13 protein-coding genes are annotated in these 15365 nt (G+C 66.1%); 11 read left to right on the top strand and 2 right to left on the bottom strand.

The annotated features are described in order from the left end of the window. The first annotated feature begins 20 nt into the window (after window positions 1-20). The 11 genes from miaB (at window position 21) to AX730_RS02105 (ending at window position 11809) form a co-directional block, all read left to right on the top strand. Window positions 21-1457: a tRNA (N6-isopentenyl adenosine(37)-C2)-methylthiotransferase MiaB gene (gene miaB, locus AX730_RS02155; RefSeq protein ID WP_083537649.1), complete on the top strand. Its 1437-nt coding sequence runs from the start codon at window positions 21-23 to the stop codon at window positions 1455-1457. Window positions 1458-1528: 71 nt separating this feature from the next. Next, on the top strand, window positions 1529-1873 hold the full coding sequence (locus tag AX730_RS02150; protein ID WP_157074051.1) for a hypothetical protein: 345 nt from the start codon (window positions 1529-1531) through the stop codon (window positions 1871-1873). A gap of 29 nt (window positions 1874-1902) precedes the next feature. Then, window positions 1903-2886, top strand: a complete 984-nt coding sequence (locus tag AX730_RS02145; RefSeq protein ID WP_062351256.1) for a PhoH family protein — start codon at window positions 1903-1905, stop codon at window positions 2884-2886. 25 nt (window positions 2887-2911) lie between these two features. Next, window positions 2912-3400, top strand: a complete 489-nt coding sequence (gene ybeY, locus AX730_RS02140; protein WP_062351253.1) for an rRNA maturation RNase YbeY — start codon at window positions 2912-2914, stop codon at window positions 3398-3400. 4 nt (window positions 3401-3404) lie between these two features. Further along, the gene (locus AX730_RS02135) at window positions 3405-3989 is read left to right on the top strand and encodes a hypothetical protein (protein ID WP_062351250.1); all 585 of its coding nucleotides are present in this window, start codon (window positions 3405-3407) and stop codon (window positions 3987-3989) included. A 39-nt stretch (window positions 3990-4028) separates the two neighbouring features. Beyond that, window positions 4029-4904: an HlyC/CorC family transporter gene (locus tag AX730_RS02130; protein ID WP_062351247.1), complete on the top strand. Its 876-nt coding sequence runs from the start codon at window positions 4029-4031 to the stop codon at window positions 4902-4904. After that, entirely contained in the window at window positions 4870-6075 is a 1206-nt protein-coding gene (locus AX730_RS02125) for a lipoprotein N-acyltransferase Lnb domain-containing protein (protein WP_062351243.1), read from the top strand. The genes AX730_RS02130 and AX730_RS02125 overlap by 35 nt, the downstream gene beginning before the upstream one ends. A 45-nt stretch (window positions 6076-6120) precedes the next feature. After that, window positions 6121-8142 carry a glycoside hydrolase family 97 protein gene (locus AX730_RS02120; protein WP_062351266.1) on the top strand — a complete coding sequence of 674 codons (2022 nt, stop codon included), beginning with the start codon at window positions 6121-6123 and terminating at the stop codon, window positions 8140-8142. A 225-nt stretch (window positions 8143-8367) separates the two neighbouring features. Next, complete coding sequence (corA, locus tag AX730_RS02115; protein WP_062351240.1) at window positions 8368-9381, top strand: magnesium/cobalt transporter CorA; 1014 nt, start codon at window positions 8368-8370, stop codon at window positions 9379-9381. Between the two features lie 112 nt (window positions 9382-9493). Beyond that, window positions 9494-11581 (top strand): carbon starvation CstA family protein, encoded by a 2088-nt coding sequence (locus tag AX730_RS02110; RefSeq protein ID WP_062351237.1) that lies wholly within the window; start codon window positions 9494-9496, stop codon window positions 11579-11581. 3 nt (window positions 11582-11584) lie between these two features. Further along, entirely contained in the window at window positions 11585-11809 is a 225-nt protein-coding gene (locus tag AX730_RS02105; RefSeq protein WP_062351234.1) for a YbdD/YjiX family protein, read from the top strand. Between the two features lie 136 nt (window positions 11810-11945). Here AX730_RS02105 and AX730_RS02100 read toward each other — a convergent pair whose 3' ends face one another. Continuing rightward, on the bottom strand, window positions 11946-13205 hold the full coding sequence (locus AX730_RS02100; RefSeq protein WP_062351231.1) for a DUF819 family protein: 1260 nt from the start codon (window positions 13203-13205) through the stop codon (window positions 11946-11948). A gap of 67 nt (window positions 13206-13272) precedes the next feature. Next, the gene (locus AX730_RS02095) at window positions 13273-15342 is read right to left on the bottom strand and encodes an alpha/beta hydrolase family protein (RefSeq protein ID WP_062351229.1); all 2070 of its coding nucleotides are present in this window, start codon (window positions 15340-15342) and stop codon (window positions 13273-13275) included. Between the last annotated feature and the right edge of the window lie 23 nt (window positions 15343-15365).

Genomic DNA, 15365 nt, shown 5'->3' with positions numbered 1-15365 from the left:
ACCCGACTGGATTAAGCGCCATGACCGGGACGCAAGCCCCCGAACTACCGACCACGGCCGGCCCCGCCGTGACCGACCCCGCCCTCGTTCCGCTGCCCATCGGCCGCCCGCGCACACCCGACCAGGTCCGCGGGAAGCTGTACATCAAGACCCACGGGTGCCAGATGAACGAGTACGACTCGGCCAAGATGGCCGACGTGCTCGCCGCCTCCGATGGTCTGGAGCTGACCGACAACCCCGAAGAAGCCGACGTGGTGCTGGTGAACACCTGCTCCATCCGCGAAAAGGCGCAGGAGAAGGTGTTCAGTCAGCTCGGCCGCTGGAAGGCCCTGAAAGCCGGCGGCCGCGACGTCATCATCGGCGTCGGTGGCTGTGTGGCCTCCCAGGAAGGCGAAGCCATCGTCAAGCGCGCGCCGTACGTGGACCTGGTGTTCGGCCCGCAGACCCTGCACCGCCTGCCGGAGCTGATCCGCGCGCGTCGCGAGCAGAACAAGCCGCAGATCGACATCAGCTTCCCCGAGATCGAGAAGTTCGACCGCATGCCAGAACCGCGTGCCGAAGGCCCGTCGGCGTTCGTGTCGATCATGGAAGGCTGCTCGAAGTACTGCTCGTTCTGCGTGGTGCCCTACACCCGCGGCACCGAGGTCAGCCGGCCGTTCGAGGACGTGCTGGTGGAAGTGGCGCAGCTGGCCGCGCAGGGCGTCCGCGAGATCAACCTGCTGGGCCAGAACGTCAATGCCTACCGTGGTCCGTACGGTGACGGCGACGTCGCCGACCTCGGCCTGCTGATCCGCACCATCGCCGAGATCGATGGCGTCGGCCGCATCCGCTTCACCACCTCGCATCCGCTGGAGTTCAGCGATTCGCTGGTGGACGCGTACCGGGACGTGCCGCAACTGGCGAACTTCCTGCACCTGCCGGTGCAGGCGGGCAGCGACCGCGTGTTGTCGGCGATGAAGCGCGGCTACACCGCGCTGGAGTTCAAGCAGAAGATCCGCAAGCTGCGCGCGGTAAGGCCGGACATCTCGATCAGCTCGGACTTCATCGTCGGTTTTCCGGGCGAAACCGACGCCGATTTCGAGAAGACGATGAAGCTGCTGGAAGACGTCGGCTTCGACCAGAGCTTCAGCTTCATCTACTCGCGCCGCCCCGGCACCCCGGCCGCGGACCTGGAAGACGACACGTCCGATGCCGTGAAGCACGCTCGCCTGGACCGCCTGCAGCAGCACATCAATGCGTACGCCGCCGGCATCTCGCAGCGCATGGTCGGCACGGTGCAGTCGGTGCTGGTGGAAGGCCCCTCGAAGAAGAACCCGAATGAGCTGACCGGCAAGACCGAGAACATGCGCTCGGTGAATTTCCCCGGCCATCCGCGCCTCATTGGCCAATTCGTCGACGTGGTAATCACCGAGGCGTTGAGCAACTCGTTGCGCGGGCGTGTCGCCGGCACCGACTGAGCCGGCGGATCAGCCGACGAACGGCAGCGGCTGGCCCGTGCCACGGCGCCGGGTTACGCTGCCTGTCCGCCTTGTGTTCGCCAGGAATCGCCGCCATTTCCCTCGATAGCCCGCGCCTGTGGGTGTTCACCCTGGAAGCCCGCCCCCTGCCCGACAGCCCCGATTTCGTCGAGGCCGGCGGGGCGTTCGTCACCTGCTACCTGCGCCCCGGCTTTGTCCCGGACCCGATGCGCCGCGCGGTCGAGTTCGTCCGCGAGCAGGGCTGGGAAGTGATCGCGGTGGAGGACGAACCGCTGCAGATCGAGCGCCACGACGCGCCCGAGGAGGAACACTTCGACCAGGCCCTCGTCGACGACGAGGTGTATGTCTTCCACCAATGGCCGGTGGACGACGCGGACGAACAGACGCGCCACTGACCCACGCCACGAGACACCCGCCCTACCCCATGACCGTTCCCAGCCAACACGAATTCACCCTGCAGCCCGAGAACGTCGAGCGCCTCGCCAACCTGGCCGGCCCGTTCGATGCGCACCTGCGCCAGATCGAACTGCGCCTGGGCGTGGAGATCGCCAACCGCGGCGCCATCTTCCGCATCACCGGACCCGAGAAGTCCGCTGCCGCCGCGGAAAAGCTGCTGCATGCGCTGTACGAGGAGACCGCCAGCGAGACCTTCGACAGCGAAGCCATCCACCTGCGCCTGAACAGCGCCAACGTCGACCGCATCGCCGACGCGGACTACCAGCCGCAGGACGTCGCCATCAAGGTCAAGCGCGGCACCGTGCGTGGCCGCGGCGCCAACCAGGCGAAGTACCTGCATGCCATCGCCACCCACGACATCAATTTCGGCATCGGCCCGGCAGGCACCGGCAAGACCTTCCTGGCCGTGGCGAGCGCGGTCGAGGCGCTGAACGAATCGCGCGTGCAGCGGCTGATCCTGGTGCGTCCGGCGGTGGAGGCAGGCGAGAAGCTCGGCTTCCTGCCCGGCGATCTCAGCCAGAAGGTCGACCCCTACCTGCGCCCGCTGTACGACGCGCTCTACGAAATGCTGGGTGTGGAGAAGGTGGTCAAGCTGCTGGAAAAGAACGTCATCGAGATCGCGCCGCTGGCCTACATGCGCGGCCGCACGCTCAACGACGCCTTCGTCATCCTCGACGAGGCGCAGAACACCACCATCGAACAGATGAAGATGTTCCTCACGCGCATCGGCTACGGCAGCACCGCGGTCGTCACCGGCGACCTGACCCAGGTCGACCTGCCCAAGCACCAGAAGTCCGGCCTGAAGGACGCGCTGGAGGTGCTGCGCGGCGTGGACGGCATCTCCTTCAACTTCTTCACCAGCCGCGACGTCGTGCGCCATCCGCTGGTGGCGAAGATCGTGCGGGCTTACGATGCACGCGATGGCAAGGATCCGGAAGCGGAACCCGCCTGACCCCTCCACGTCGATCACGCCTGCCATGACCCAGGGCCCTGTCCGCCTCGAAGTCGCCGTCAGTTACGCGCTGCCGCGCACCGGCATTCCTTCCGCCGTGAGTTTCCGCAAGTGGGTGGCCGCCGCGCTGAAGGGCCGCATCCGCGAAGCCGACCTCGCCATCCGCATCGTCGACAGCAAGGAAGGCCGCGCGCTCAACCGCCACTACCGCGGCCGTGACTACGCGACCAACGTGCTCAGCTTCCCGGCCGAGATGGCCGAAGGCGTCAAGCTGCCGAAGGGCGTGAAGATGCCGCTGCTCGGCGATCTGGTGATCTGCGCGCCGGTGGTCGCGCGCGAGGCGAAGGAACAGAAGAAGCTGTTGGCCGCGCATTACGCGCACATGACCGTGCACGGTGCGCTGCACCTGCTGGGCTGGGACCATGAAGACGACAAGGAAGCCGAGTGCATGGAGCAACTGGAGCGCGAAATCCTCGCCGATCTCGGCATCGCCGATCCTTACGCGGAAGACTGATCGCATGCTGCGTGCCGCCTGTTTCGTGCCCGCGCTGGCGCTGTGCCTCCCGCTGTCCGCCACCGCGCAGGAGGCCCGCCCCGACCTCGCGGCCCTGATCGAGTGTCGTGGCGATCTCGGGCAGCTCACGGCGATCGCGCCGTTGCTCGAGGACCCGCTGAAGGCCGTCGCGCTGGGCTGGCAGCCGCTGCCGCAGGCGAACATGTTCATGAGCGAGTACCGCCTGCTCGCCCCGGTCCGGGTGTTCGGCCACGACACGGACCACATCGCCTTCTCCGGCGGTGGCGTCGTCGCCGTGCTCGACCTGCCCGATCCGCGCCCGCTGGCGAAGCAGCTTGAGCTGGAGACCGCCGTCGACACGCCGGCCAAGGCCATGTTCGGCAAGGAAGTGCGCAGCGAGGAGATCCGCGATCCGGCCTCCGGCAAGATGCTGATCGACTCGGCCGTGCTCAACGTCAGCAACGTGTCCTCCCATCCCGGCAAGACGCTCGCAGGCTGCAGCTACAGCCTGGACCTGCCCGGGGACGAGGACGAAGCGGAGGGCGGAGACGAGGCGCCGACGCCTGCGCCGGTCTCCCAACCGGGTTAGACTGGCCGTCACGCCCCCGCGGGCGACCACGCCCCCGAGATGTCAGAAGACGACAGTACCCTCGCGCCGGAAGGCTCCGACAAACCGTCGGAGAAACGGCGCACCTGGCTGGACCGCCTCAGTTCGGCGTTCTCCGGCGAACCCAGCACACGCGACGATCTGGTGGCCATCCTGCGCGATGCGCAGTCCGACGGCCTGATCGGCGGCGACACCCTCAAGATGATGGAAGGCGCCATTGCGGTCGCCGATCTCACCGTGGGCGATGTCATGGTGCCGCGCGCGCAGATGGTCTCCCTGCCGGTGGAAGCGCGCTTCCTCGACCTGATGAAGGACGTGGTGGAATCCGGCCATTCGCGCTTCCCGGTGCACGGCGACAACAAGGACGAGATCCTCGGCATCCTGCTGGCCAAGGACCTGCTGCGCGGCGTCGTCGCCGACAACGGGCCGGGCAGCGTGCGCGAACTGCTGCGGCCGGCAGTGCTGATCCCGGAGTCCAAGAAACTCAATCTGCTGCTGAAGGAATTCCGGCTGTCGCGCAACCACATGGCGATCGTCGTGGATGAGTACGGCGGTGTGGCCGGCCTGGTCACCATCGAGGACGTGCTGGAACAGATCGTCGGCGAGATCGACGACGAACACGACGAAGCCGAAGACGGCGCCGCATTGATCGCGGCGCAGGCCGACGGCCAGTTCGTGGTCGATGCGCTGACGCCGATCGCCGACTTCAACGAGCGCTTCGGTGCCGACTTCCTCGACGACGAGTACGACACCGTCGGTGGCCTGATTACCGCGGCCATCGGCCATCTGCCGGAAACCGGCGAGGAACTGACGCTGGGCCGCTTCATGTTCCGCGTCGCACGCGCCGACGCGCGCCGCGTGCATGCCTTCCATGTCGGCGTGCTGGCCGATGCGTAGCGCCGCCGCGCGCCTGGCGCTGCTCGGCGTGCTGTGGCTGCTGGCGGCGAGCGCATGGGCCGCGCCGCGGATCGGCGTCGCGACGATGCAGCCGGGCGAGGTGTTCTTCGAGCGTTTCGGCCACAACGCGATCGTCGTGGTCGATCCCGCCAGTGGCGATGCGATCTCGTACAACTTCGGCTTCTTCGATCCGGGCGAGGCCGACTTCGTCGGCAACTTCGCCCGCGGCCACATGATGTATTACCTGGTCGCGCTGCCGTTCGAGCAGGACCTGATGCAGTACCGCGACAGTGGGCGCGGCGTGTCGCTGCAGTGGCTGGACATCGAGCCCGCGCAGGCGCAGGCGCTGGCCGACGCACTGACCGAACGGGCGAAGCCCGAGAATGCGCGCTACCGCTACGACTATTTCACCTCCAACTGCTCCACCCAGGTCCGCGACGCACTGGATGCCGCGCTCGGCGGCAGGCTGAAGTCGCAGCTGGCCGGGCGCTCGCGCGGCAACACGTTCCGCAGCGAGGCGGTGCGGCTGGCGTCACCGGCGACGTGGATGTGGCTGGGCTTCGATCTCGGCCTCGGCCCGAATGCCGACAAGCCGATGGCGCGGTGGGAAGAGGCCTACGTGCCGATGCGCCTGGCCGACAGCCTGCGCGAAGCGAAGAATGCCGCGGGCCGTCCGCTGGTGCAGTCGGAGATGCAGCTCCTGCCGCACCGCATCGCCGCCGAACCCGCCGAAGCACCGCGCCGCTGGCTGCCGTGGCTGGGCGCCGGCGTGCTGATCGCCATTGCGATTGCATTCGCGGGGCAGCGCTGGCCGCGCGCCACGGTCGCCGCGGCACTGCCCTTCTGGCTGCTGTGCTTCGTCGGTGGCAGCGTGCTGGTCTATCTCTGGGGCTTCACCGATCACTGGGCCGCGTGGGCCAACCGCAACCTGCTGCTGCTCAATCCGCTGTGCTTGCTGCTGGTCCCCGGCGCAATTGCCGTGTTGCGCCGCCGCACACCGCCGGCGTGGTTCGGTTGGCTGCTGGCGGCCATCGCCGTGGGTGCATTGGTCGCGTGGTTCCTGCACTGGCTGCCGATGCGGCTGCAGTACAACCAGACGTGGATCGCCTTGCTGCTGCCCGTGCACCTGGTGCTTGCATACGTATTCATGCCGCGACGCTTGTCGCACTGAGCCATGCCACGCACGATGCAGCCCTCTGCCAATCGCGAGGGTCGCATGCGCCGTCTTCTCTCCCTGCTTGTTGTCTTCGGCTTCGCCGCGTCGGCCCATGCCGGCCCGGGTCCACGCATCGCCTCGCCCGATGGTTCCATCGTGGTGGATCTCTCCACCGACAATGACGGCCGGCCCGCGTATGCGGTCTCGCGCAAGGGCCAAGCGGTCATCACGCCGTCGCGGCTGGGCTTCCTGCTGCTGGACGCACCGAAGTTCGAGCGCAACATCGAGATCGTGCAGCCGCGCACGCGCACGTCCGATGACACATGGGAGCAGCCCTGGGGTGAGCGTCGCTTCGTCCGCAACCACTACAACGAACTGACCGTCACGCTGAAGGAAAAGGCCAAGCCGTTCCGCCAGTTCGATGTCGTTTTCCGCGTGTTCGATGATGGCGTGGGCTTCCGCTACCGCTTCCCGAAGCAGGCGGGCCTGGAGCAGGTGAAGATCAGCGAAGAGCTGACCGAGTTCTCGCTGGCCCGCGATGCGACGGCGTGGTGGATTCCGGCCGGCGAGTGGAACCGCGAGGAATACCTGTACCACCGTACGCCGGTGCAGCAGGTCGGCGATGCGCAGACGCCGATCACCTTCAAGTTCGAGGATGGCACCCACCTGTCGATCCATGAGGCGGCGCTGGTCGACTACAGCGGCATGAACCTGACCCGCGTCGAGGACCGCCGCCTGAAGGCCGACCTGACGCCGGGCATCGGCGAAGGCAAGGTGGTGCGCGCGGCGCCGTTCGACACGCCGTGGCGCACGCTGCTGCTCAGCGACGATGCGGCCGGCCTGGCGATGTCCAGCCTGACGCTCAACCTCAACGAACCCAACGCGCTTGGCGATGTGTCGTGGGTCAAGCCGATGAAGTACGTCGGCGTGTGGTGGGAGATGCACCTGGAACTGAAGAGCTGGGCCTCGGGGCCCAAGCACGGTGCGACCAACGAGAACGTGCGCAAGCACATCGACTTCGCCGCCAGGCATGGCTTGGGCGGCGTGCTGGTCGAGGGCTGGAACGTGGGCTGGGACGGCGACTGGTTCGGCAATGGCGAGGATTTCAGCTTCACGAAGTCGTATCCCGATTTCGACCTCGCGGCGCTGAGTGCGTATGCGCGCTCGAAGAACGTCGTGCTGATCGGACACCACGAGACCTCGGGCAACGCGGCGCACTATGAGACGCAACTCGGCGATGCGTTCGACCTGTACCAGCGCGTCGGCGTGCCGGCGGTGAAGACCGGCTACGTCGCCGATGCCAGCCAGGCCAAGGTCACCGGCACGGATGGCAAGCGCCACTATGCGTGGCATGAAGGCCAGGACATGGCACGCCATCACCTGAAGGTGGTGACCGAAGCCGCCAGGCGGCATATCTCCGTCAATCCGCACGAACCGATCAAGGACAGCGGCCTGCGCCGCACGTATCCGAACTGGATCACGCGCGAAGGCGCACGTGGCATGGAGTTCAGCGCCTGGGGCCAGCCCGGCAATCCGCCCGAGCACGAAGCCAACCTGGTGTTCACCCGCCTGCTGGCCGGCCCGATGGATTACACGCCCGGCATCTTCGGCATGAAGACGCGCTCCACCGACGGCATCGCCACCACGTGGGCCAAGCAGCTGTCGCTGTACGTGGTGATCTACAGCCCGCTGCAGATGGCGGCCGACCTGCTGGAGAACTACGAGAAGAACCCGGCGCCGTTCCAGTTCATCAAGGACGTGCCGGTCGACTGGGACGACACCCGCGTACTGAACGGGGAAGTCGGCGACTACGTCACCATCGCGCGCAAGGAGCGCGGCGGCGACAACTGGTATCTCGGTTCGCTGACCGACGAGGACGGCCGCACGCTGAGCGTGCCGCTGTCCTTCCTCGACGAAGGCCGCCGCTATACCGCGCAGATCTACCGCGACGGCGACAAGGCCAACTGGAAGACCGCGCCGCAGGACATCGTCATCGAGGAGCGCAGCGTGACCCGCGGCGACACGCTGACGCTGAAACTGGCGCCGGGGGGCGGGCAGGCGATCCGGTTCGTGGCGCAATGACCGCATCCTGCTTTCTGTAGGAGCGACGTAAGTCGCGACCTCGGAAACGGAGCAACCAGGAGACTGAAGGAGCACGGATCCTGAAGGAAGCGCCAAAGCGGCTTCCACAGGATCCGTGCGTGAGGAGCCGCCGTGGAGTGTCATTCTCTTGGTCGCGACTCACGTCGCTCCTACAGGAGAGGCACGGGCTTGTCGGATGCGGCGGCGTGGCGCACGATTCACGCCATGAATGACCTCGCGACCATTGATACGAAGCCCGTCCTGCCGCAGTGCGTGATCAACTGCGTGGTCTACGACAAGGACGGCAAGCGGCGCGACATCGGCCTGGACGAGATCAGCGACGTGCTCGCCGTCGACGACGGCAGCTTCATCTGGGTGGGGCTGTACGAACCAGCGGATACGATCCTCGAGAAGCTGCAGGAGGAATTCTGCCTGCATGACCTCGCCGTGGAGGACGCGCAGAACGCGCACCAGCGCCCGAAGCTGGAGGCCTACGGCAACTCGCTGTTCGTCGCCGTGCACACTGCGCAGGTGGTGGACGACCGCATCAAGTTCGGCGAAACCCACGCCTTCCTCGGCCCGCGCTACCTGGTGACGGTACGCCATGGCGCCTCGCTCTCGTACGCGCCAGTGCGCGAACGCGTGCAGCGCGAACCCGAGCTGCTCGCGCTCGGCCCGTCCTACGGCCTGTACGCGGTGCTGGACTACATCGTCGACAACTACCGGCCGATCATCGACCAGTTCAAGCAGACGCTGGATGCGCTGGAGAAGGACATCTTCGCCGACACCTACCGCCGGGTGACGGTGGTGAAGCTGTACGAACTGAAGCGCGAACTGACCCAGATGCGGCTGGCCGTCGCACCGCTGCAGGACGTGCTGGCGCAGCTCACGCGCTCGCAGAGCGCGCTGATCCCGGAGGAAGTACGGCTGTACTTCCGCGACGTGCAGGACCACGTGCTGCGCGTCAACGAATACACCGACACGCTGCGCGAGATGCTGACCGCCGCGCTGAGCGTCAACCTGTCGCTGGTGACGCTGGCGCAGGGCGAGATCGTCAAGCGGCTGGGTGCGTGGGCCGCCCTGCTCGCCGCACCGACGCTGATCACCAGCTGGTACGGCATGAATTTCGCTTACATGCCGGAACTGGGGGGCCGCTTCGCCTACCCGCTGCTGATCGCCGGCGTGGCGCTGGCCTGCTTCGGCCTGTACCGCCTGTTCAAGCGCTCGCGCTGGCTCTGAGGCCCCTACGCCGCCGGACTGCGACCAAAGTCGAAGGCTGAATCCGACATTACGGATTGACCGGTTTCCCGCATGGGGTGACCCTTGTGCGGACTCGCAGGAGGGTTCCCGAATGAATGGTTTTTCCAAGATCGGCTGGGCGGCGCTCGCGCTGCTCGGCGCGGTGTGTCTGGGCGTGGTGGCGCTGCGCCAGGGCGAACAGATCAGTGCGTTGTGGATCGTCGTGGCGGCGGTCTCCATCTACCTGGTCGCCTACCGCTACTACAGCCTGTACATCGCCAAGAACGTGATGCAGCTGGACCCGACCCGGGCCACGCCGGCACACATCAACAACGACGGCCTGGACTACGTGCCCACCAACAAGCACGTGCTGTTCGGCCATCACTTCGCCGCCATCGCCGGCGCCGGTCCGCTGGTCGGTCCCGTGCTGGCCGCGCAGATGGGCTACCTGCCCGGCATGCTGTGGCTGATCGCCGGCGTGGTACTGGCCGGTGCGGTGCAGGACTTCATGGTCCTGTTCATCTCCAGCCGCCGCAACGGCCGCTCGCTCGGTGACCTGGTCCGCGAGGAAATGGGCCAGGTGGCCGGCACCATCGCACTGTTCGGTGCCTTCCTGATCATGATCATCATCCTCGCGGTGCTGGCGATGATCGTGGTGAAGGCGCTGGCGGAAAGCCCGTGGGGCATGTTCACGGTGATCGCGACGATGCCCATCGCGATCTTCATGGGCATCTACATGCGCTACATCCGCCCGGGCAAGATCGGCGAGATCTCGGTGATCGGCATCGTCCTGCTGCTGCTCGCCATCTGGTTCGGTGGCAAGGTCGGCGCACACCCGACCTGGGGTCCGGCCTTCACCTTCACCGGTACCCAGATCACCTGGATGCTGATCGGTTATGGCTTCGTCGCCGCCGTGCTGCCCGTGTGGCTGCTGCTGGCGCCGCGCGACTACCTGTCGACCTTCCTCAAGATCGGCGTGATCGTGGCGCTGGCCATCGGCATCGTCATCGCCAGCCCGGAAGTGACCTCGCTGAAGATGCCGGCGTTCACGCAGTTCGCCAGCACCGGCGATGGTCCGGTCTGGAAGGGCGGCCTGTTCCCGTTCCTGTTCATCACCATCGCCTGCGGCGCGGTGTCGGGCTTCCATGCGCTGATCAGCTCGGGCACCTCGCCCAAGCTGCTGGCCAATGAAACCCACACCCGCTACATCGGCTACGGCGGCATGCTGATGGAATCGTTCGTCGCCATCATGGCGCTGGTCGCGGCCTCGATCATCGAGCCGGGCGTGTACTTCGCCATGAACAGCCCCGCCGCCGCCATCGGCACCACCGCGGTCGACGTGGCCGCCAAGGTCAGCAGCTGGGGCTTCCTGGTGACGCCGGAAATGCTGGAGCAGACCGCGCAGAACATCGGCGAAAGCACGATCATCTCGCGCGCCGGTGGCGCCCCGACGCTGGCCGTCGGCATCGCGGTGATCCTGCACGACGCCCTGCCGGGCGGCGACGCGATGATGGCGTTCTGGTACCACTTCGCCATCCTGTTCGAAGCGCTGTTCATCCTGACCGCCGTGGATGCGGGCACGCGTGCCGGCCGCTTCATGCTGCAGGACCTGCTGGGCAACTTCATCCCGCCGCTGCGCAAGACCGACTCCTGGAGCGCAAACGTCATCGGCACGGCCGGCTGCGTCGCGCTGTGGGGTTACTTCCTGTACCAGGGCGTGGTGGATCCGCTGGGCGGCATCAACACCCTGTGGCCGCTGTTCGGCATCGCCAACCAGATGCTCGCCGGTATCGCGCTGATGCTGTGCACGGTGGTGCTGTTCAAGATGAAGCGCGACCGCTATGCGTGGGTGACCATCGCCCCGGCGATCTGGCTGCTGATCTGCACGACCTACGCGGGCCTGATCAAGATCTTCGACAGCAACCCGGCGGTCGGCTTCGTCGCCCAGGCCAAGAAGTACCAGGCCTCCATCGCCGACGGCCAGCTGCTGGGCGCCGCCAAGAGCATGAGCCAGATGCACCAGGTGGTGATCAACAGCTACGTCAACACCGCACTCACCGTGCTGTTCCTGTTCGTGGTGTTCAGCGTGCTGTTCTACGCGATCAAGGCGATCCTCAAGGCCCGTGCCAGCAGCGTGCGTACCGACCGCGAGTCGCCGTACGTCGCACTGACGGAAGAACAGCAGAAGGTGTGGCTGTAAGCCATGGGCACCGAACTCGTCCCGCTCTCGCACTTCGCCACGCACAAGCGTGTGTGGCGGCGGCTGGTGCAGACGGCGCGGCTGTGCTGCGGTGTGCCGGATTACGACAACTACGTCCGGCACATCCTCGAGAAGCATCCCGACCGCGAGCCGATGGATTACAAGACCTTCTTCCGCGAACGGCAGGAGGCGCGGTTCGGCGGCAAAAGCGGGTTCCGCTGCTGCTGATGTATAGAACCACGTGAAAACAAAAGGGCGAAGCCGATGGCTTCGCCTTTTTCTTTGGCCTTCTGTAGGAGCGACGTGACTCGCGACGTTGATGTTTCCGGTCGCGGCTCACGTCGCTCCTACGAGAGGCTCCGGATCAGCCCTGCCCTGCCATTGCCCGCAAGCCAACGCCAACGGCGTACGCGGCGACGGTACCGGTGGCGTAACCCAATGCGCCAAGCAATGCGCCTACCGGCGCCAGCGAGGGATGGAACACCGACGCGACCACGGGCGCGGACGCCGGCCCGCCGATATTGCTCTGCGAACCCATCGCGAAGTAGAAGAAGGGCACACGCAGCAGTTTGCCCAGCAACGCCAGCAACACGATGTGGACGAGGATCCAGATCAGTCCCAGCGCCAGCAGCCAAGGTTTGTCGGCCAGCCTGAAGATGTCCATCTGCATCCCGATGCAGGCGATCAGGATGTACAGGAACAGGGAGCCGATCTTCGAAGCGCCCGCGCCGTCCAGCGAGCGGGCCCGCGTAAGGCTCAAGCCGAGTCCCACGAACGTGGACAACACCACTACCCAGACGAAGGGTTCGTGCAAGCTGACCTGCCTGGCCCATGCCACATCCGCGAACCACGCCGATGCGGGTCCCGCGATCGCATGTGCCAGACCGACGGTGCCGAACGCAATGGCGAGGATCACCATCAGGTCTGTCGAGGTGGTCACGCGTTCGTGTTGCTTCTGGTAGCTCGCCAGGCGCTCCTTGAGATCCTCGATCGCGCGGGTGTCCGCACCGGTCCTGGCATCGATGGCTTTGGCGCGGTTGGCGAGGAAGATCAGCACCGCCATCCACAGATAACCCACCGCCACGTCGACCACGACGAACTGGCTGAACGTAGTCTGGTCCACATCGAACGCAACCTGCATCGCCATCATGTTGGCGCCGCCACCGATCCAGCTGCCTGCCAACGCGGCCATGCCGCCCCACGTGTCGCCGGCGACCGTTTCTGGATGCAGGACGTCCATCACGCCAAACGCCACGAACGCACCGATCATCACGCTGATCGACGCCGCGGCGTACATCACCAGCAGCTTCGGGCCCAGCTTCAGCACGCCCTTCAAGTCGATGGTCAGCGTCAGCAGCACCAGCGCGGCCGGCAGCAGCACGCGGCTGGCGACCGGGTTGTACAGCTTGCTTGCAGCGCCATCGATCAAGCCAAAGCTATTGTAGAGCCCGGGGATGAAGTAGCAGAGCAACAACGCTGGAACGAAGGTGTAGAACTTCTTGAAGAAACCCGTTTCGCGCGACGACGTCCAGAAGACGACGCCCAGCGTGGCGGCGATGAGGCCGAACAGGACGATGTCGTTCTGGATCAGCGCGGTGGATGGTGCGGTGGCTTCGATCGCCATCGGTCGGAACTCCCCTTCAAACTACGGAAAAGCAACGGCCGGCGTGGAGCCGGCCGTTGCGCGACGCTTACTGGCCGATGTGCTGCTTGAGCCAGGCGTTGACGGTGTCATGCCACAGGATGCTGTTCTGCGGCTTCAGCACCCAGTGGTTCTCGCCGGGGAAGTACAGCAGCTTCGACTCGATGCCCTTGCGCTGCAACGCGGTGAACGTGGACAGGCCCTGGTCCACCGGCACGCGGTAGTCCTTCTCGCCCTGCACCACCAGCATCGGCACGCGCCACTTGGCGATGTGGTTGACCGGGTTGAACGTCTCGATGTTCTTCGGCACGTCGTACGGGGTACCGCCGTTCTCCCACTCGGTGAACCACAGTTCCTCGGTCACGTACGCCATCGAGCGGAGGTCGAACACGCCATCGTGGTTGACCAGGCACTTCCACGGCTCGTTCCAGTTGCCGGCGATCCAGTTGACCATGTAGCCGCCGTAGCTGGCGCCGAGTGCGCAGGCATTTTTCCCATCAAGAAAGGCGTACTTCTTCTGTGCCGCGGCCCAGCCCTTCTGCAGGTCTTCCAACGGGCGGTCGCCCCAGTGCTGGCTGATCGCGTCGGTGAAGGCCTGGCCGTAACCGGTGGATCCGTGGAAATCGATCATCACCACCGCGTAGCCCTGGCCCGCATACGTCTGCGGATTCCAGCGGTAGCTCCATCCGTTGCCGAAACTGCCCTGCGGGCCGCCGTGGATCAGGAACGCCACCGGGTACTTCTGCCCTTCCACGTAGTCGTGCGGCTTGACCACGTAACCATGCACGGTCTCGTTGTTCCAGCCCTTAAAGTTGAACTGTTCGAAATCGCCGAACGACACGTCCTTCAGCACCTCGCCGGCACTGGGCGTGATGGCGCGCAAGGTGGCGCCGACGTCGTCACTGGTCGCATAGATCACGTCGCCGGACTTCAACGTGTTGCGCGACAACACCAGCGTCCGCCCGACCACGTCGAAGGCCGACACGCTGCCGTCCCCAACGACCCGGCGCACTTCGCCACCCTGGATCTCCACCGAAAACAGTGGATGCTCGCCCACCTCCTGCGCGGTGGTGTAGATCCGTTTGCCGTCATCCGAGAGCACGATGCTGTCGGCACTGCGATCCCAGTTCGGCGCGATCTCGCGGACTTTCCCGTTGTCCAGGTCCATCGACATCAAGCCGTAGCGGTCGGCTTCGAAACCCGGGCGCTTCATCGCCCGGTAGAACAGCGTCTTGCCGTCGGCGCTGAACACCGGGCCGGTATCCCATGCCGGATTCGCGGCCGTCAGGTTGACCGGCGTACCGCTGCCGTCGGCGGCGATCTGGTACAGGTCGAAGTTGGTCGACCACGCCTCGCCCTTGCCGGCCACGCGGATCGCGGCGACAACCGAGGCACCATCCGGCGACCAGGTGTACTCGTCCGCACCGCCGAACGGCTTGGACGGTGCGTCGCCATCGATGCTGTCCGTCAGCGAGGTGGCGCTGGCGACCGGCTTGGCCTTGGCTGCCGGCAGCGCAGCGACGAACAGGCGGCTGCGGCGGCCATCGGCCCAGGTATCCCAGTGGCGCACGAACAGGCCTTCATAGACCACGCCGGTGCTCTTCTTCGCGGCGGTGTCGTCCAGCTTCTTCTTCGTGCAGGCGAAGTCGGACTTGCAGTCGGCGAAGGTGTCGGTGCTGAACAGCACGCGCGCGCCGTCGGGCGACAGCTTGTAACTGGCGACGTCCAGCGCGAAGGCGGTCAGCTGACGCGGCGTGCCGCCCGCCATCGGCAGGGCGTACAGCTGCTGCGTGCCGGACTTGGCACTGAGGAAGTAGACGGTCGTGCCGTCCGGCGAGAACGAGGGCGAGTTGACGCTCCAGCCTTCCGGCGTCAGTCGCTTGGGCGGCGCCATGTCGCGGGTCAGCAGGTTGCGGATCCACAGGCTGCTGCTGGCCTTGACCACGTCGGCGTCGACGACGCGCTTGGCGAACACGACGGTGCTGCCATCCGGCGACAACGTCGGCGACGACACGCGGTCCAGCTTCTGCAGGTCGCGCACGTCCAGGCCGCGGGCGGCAGCCAGCGACGGCAGTGCCGCCAGCAGGCAGAGGGGCAACAGGGCGGATTTCAGCTTCATCCGGGGCTCCGGCAAACAGGGAA

Origin of the sequence: Pseudoxanthomonas mexicana (assembly GCF_001556105.1) — a bacterium.
Classification (GTDB): domain Bacteria; phylum Pseudomonadota; class Gammaproteobacteria; order Xanthomonadales; family Xanthomonadaceae; genus Pseudoxanthomonas_A; species Pseudoxanthomonas_A mexicana_A.
Note: the sequence above shows the minus strand (reverse complement) of the source record. Positions and strands in the feature narration are given on the sequence as shown.

Excerpts from the sequence above, each read along its gene's own strand:
- AX730_RS02130 (WP_062351247.1), top strand. The coding sequence starts at position 4,029 with ATGTCAGAAGACGACAGTACCCTCGCGCCGGAAGGCTCCGACAAACCG.
- corA (WP_062351240.1), top strand. The coding sequence starts at position 8,368 with ATGAATGACCTCGCGACCATTGATACGAAGCCCGTCCTGCCGCAGTGC.
- AX730_RS02125 (WP_062351243.1), top strand. The coding sequence starts at position 4,870 with ATGCCTTCCATGTCGGCGTGCTGGCCGATGCGTAGCGCCGCCGCGCGC.
- AX730_RS02095 (WP_062351229.1), bottom strand. The coding sequence starts at position 15,342 with ATGAAGCTGAAATCCGCCCTGTTGCCCCTCTGCCTGCTGGCGGCACTG.
- AX730_RS02145 (WP_062351256.1), top strand. The coding sequence starts at position 1,903 with ATGACCGTTCCCAGCCAACACGAATTCACCCTGCAGCCCGAGAACGTC.
- AX730_RS02120 (WP_062351266.1), top strand. The coding sequence starts at position 6,121 with ATGCGCCGTCTTCTCTCCCTGCTTGTTGTCTTCGGCTTCGCCGCGTCG.
- AX730_RS02100 (WP_062351231.1), bottom strand. The coding sequence starts at position 13,205 with ATGGCGATCGAAGCCACCGCACCATCCACCGCGCTGATCCAGAACGAC.
- ybeY (WP_062351253.1), top strand. The coding sequence starts at position 2,912 with ATGACCCAGGGCCCTGTCCGCCTCGAAGTCGCCGTCAGTTACGCGCTG.
- AX730_RS02105 (WP_062351234.1), top strand. The coding sequence starts at position 11,585 with ATGGGCACCGAACTCGTCCCGCTCTCGCACTTCGCCACGCACAAGCGT.
- AX730_RS02135 (WP_062351250.1), top strand. The coding sequence starts at position 3,405 with ATGCTGCGTGCCGCCTGTTTCGTGCCCGCGCTGGCGCTGTGCCTCCCG.
- AX730_RS02110 (WP_062351237.1), top strand. The coding sequence starts at position 9,494 with ATGAATGGTTTTTCCAAGATCGGCTGGGCGGCGCTCGCGCTGCTCGGC.
- miaB (WP_083537649.1), top strand. The coding sequence starts at position 21 with ATGACCGGGACGCAAGCCCCCGAACTACCGACCACGGCCGGCCCCGCC.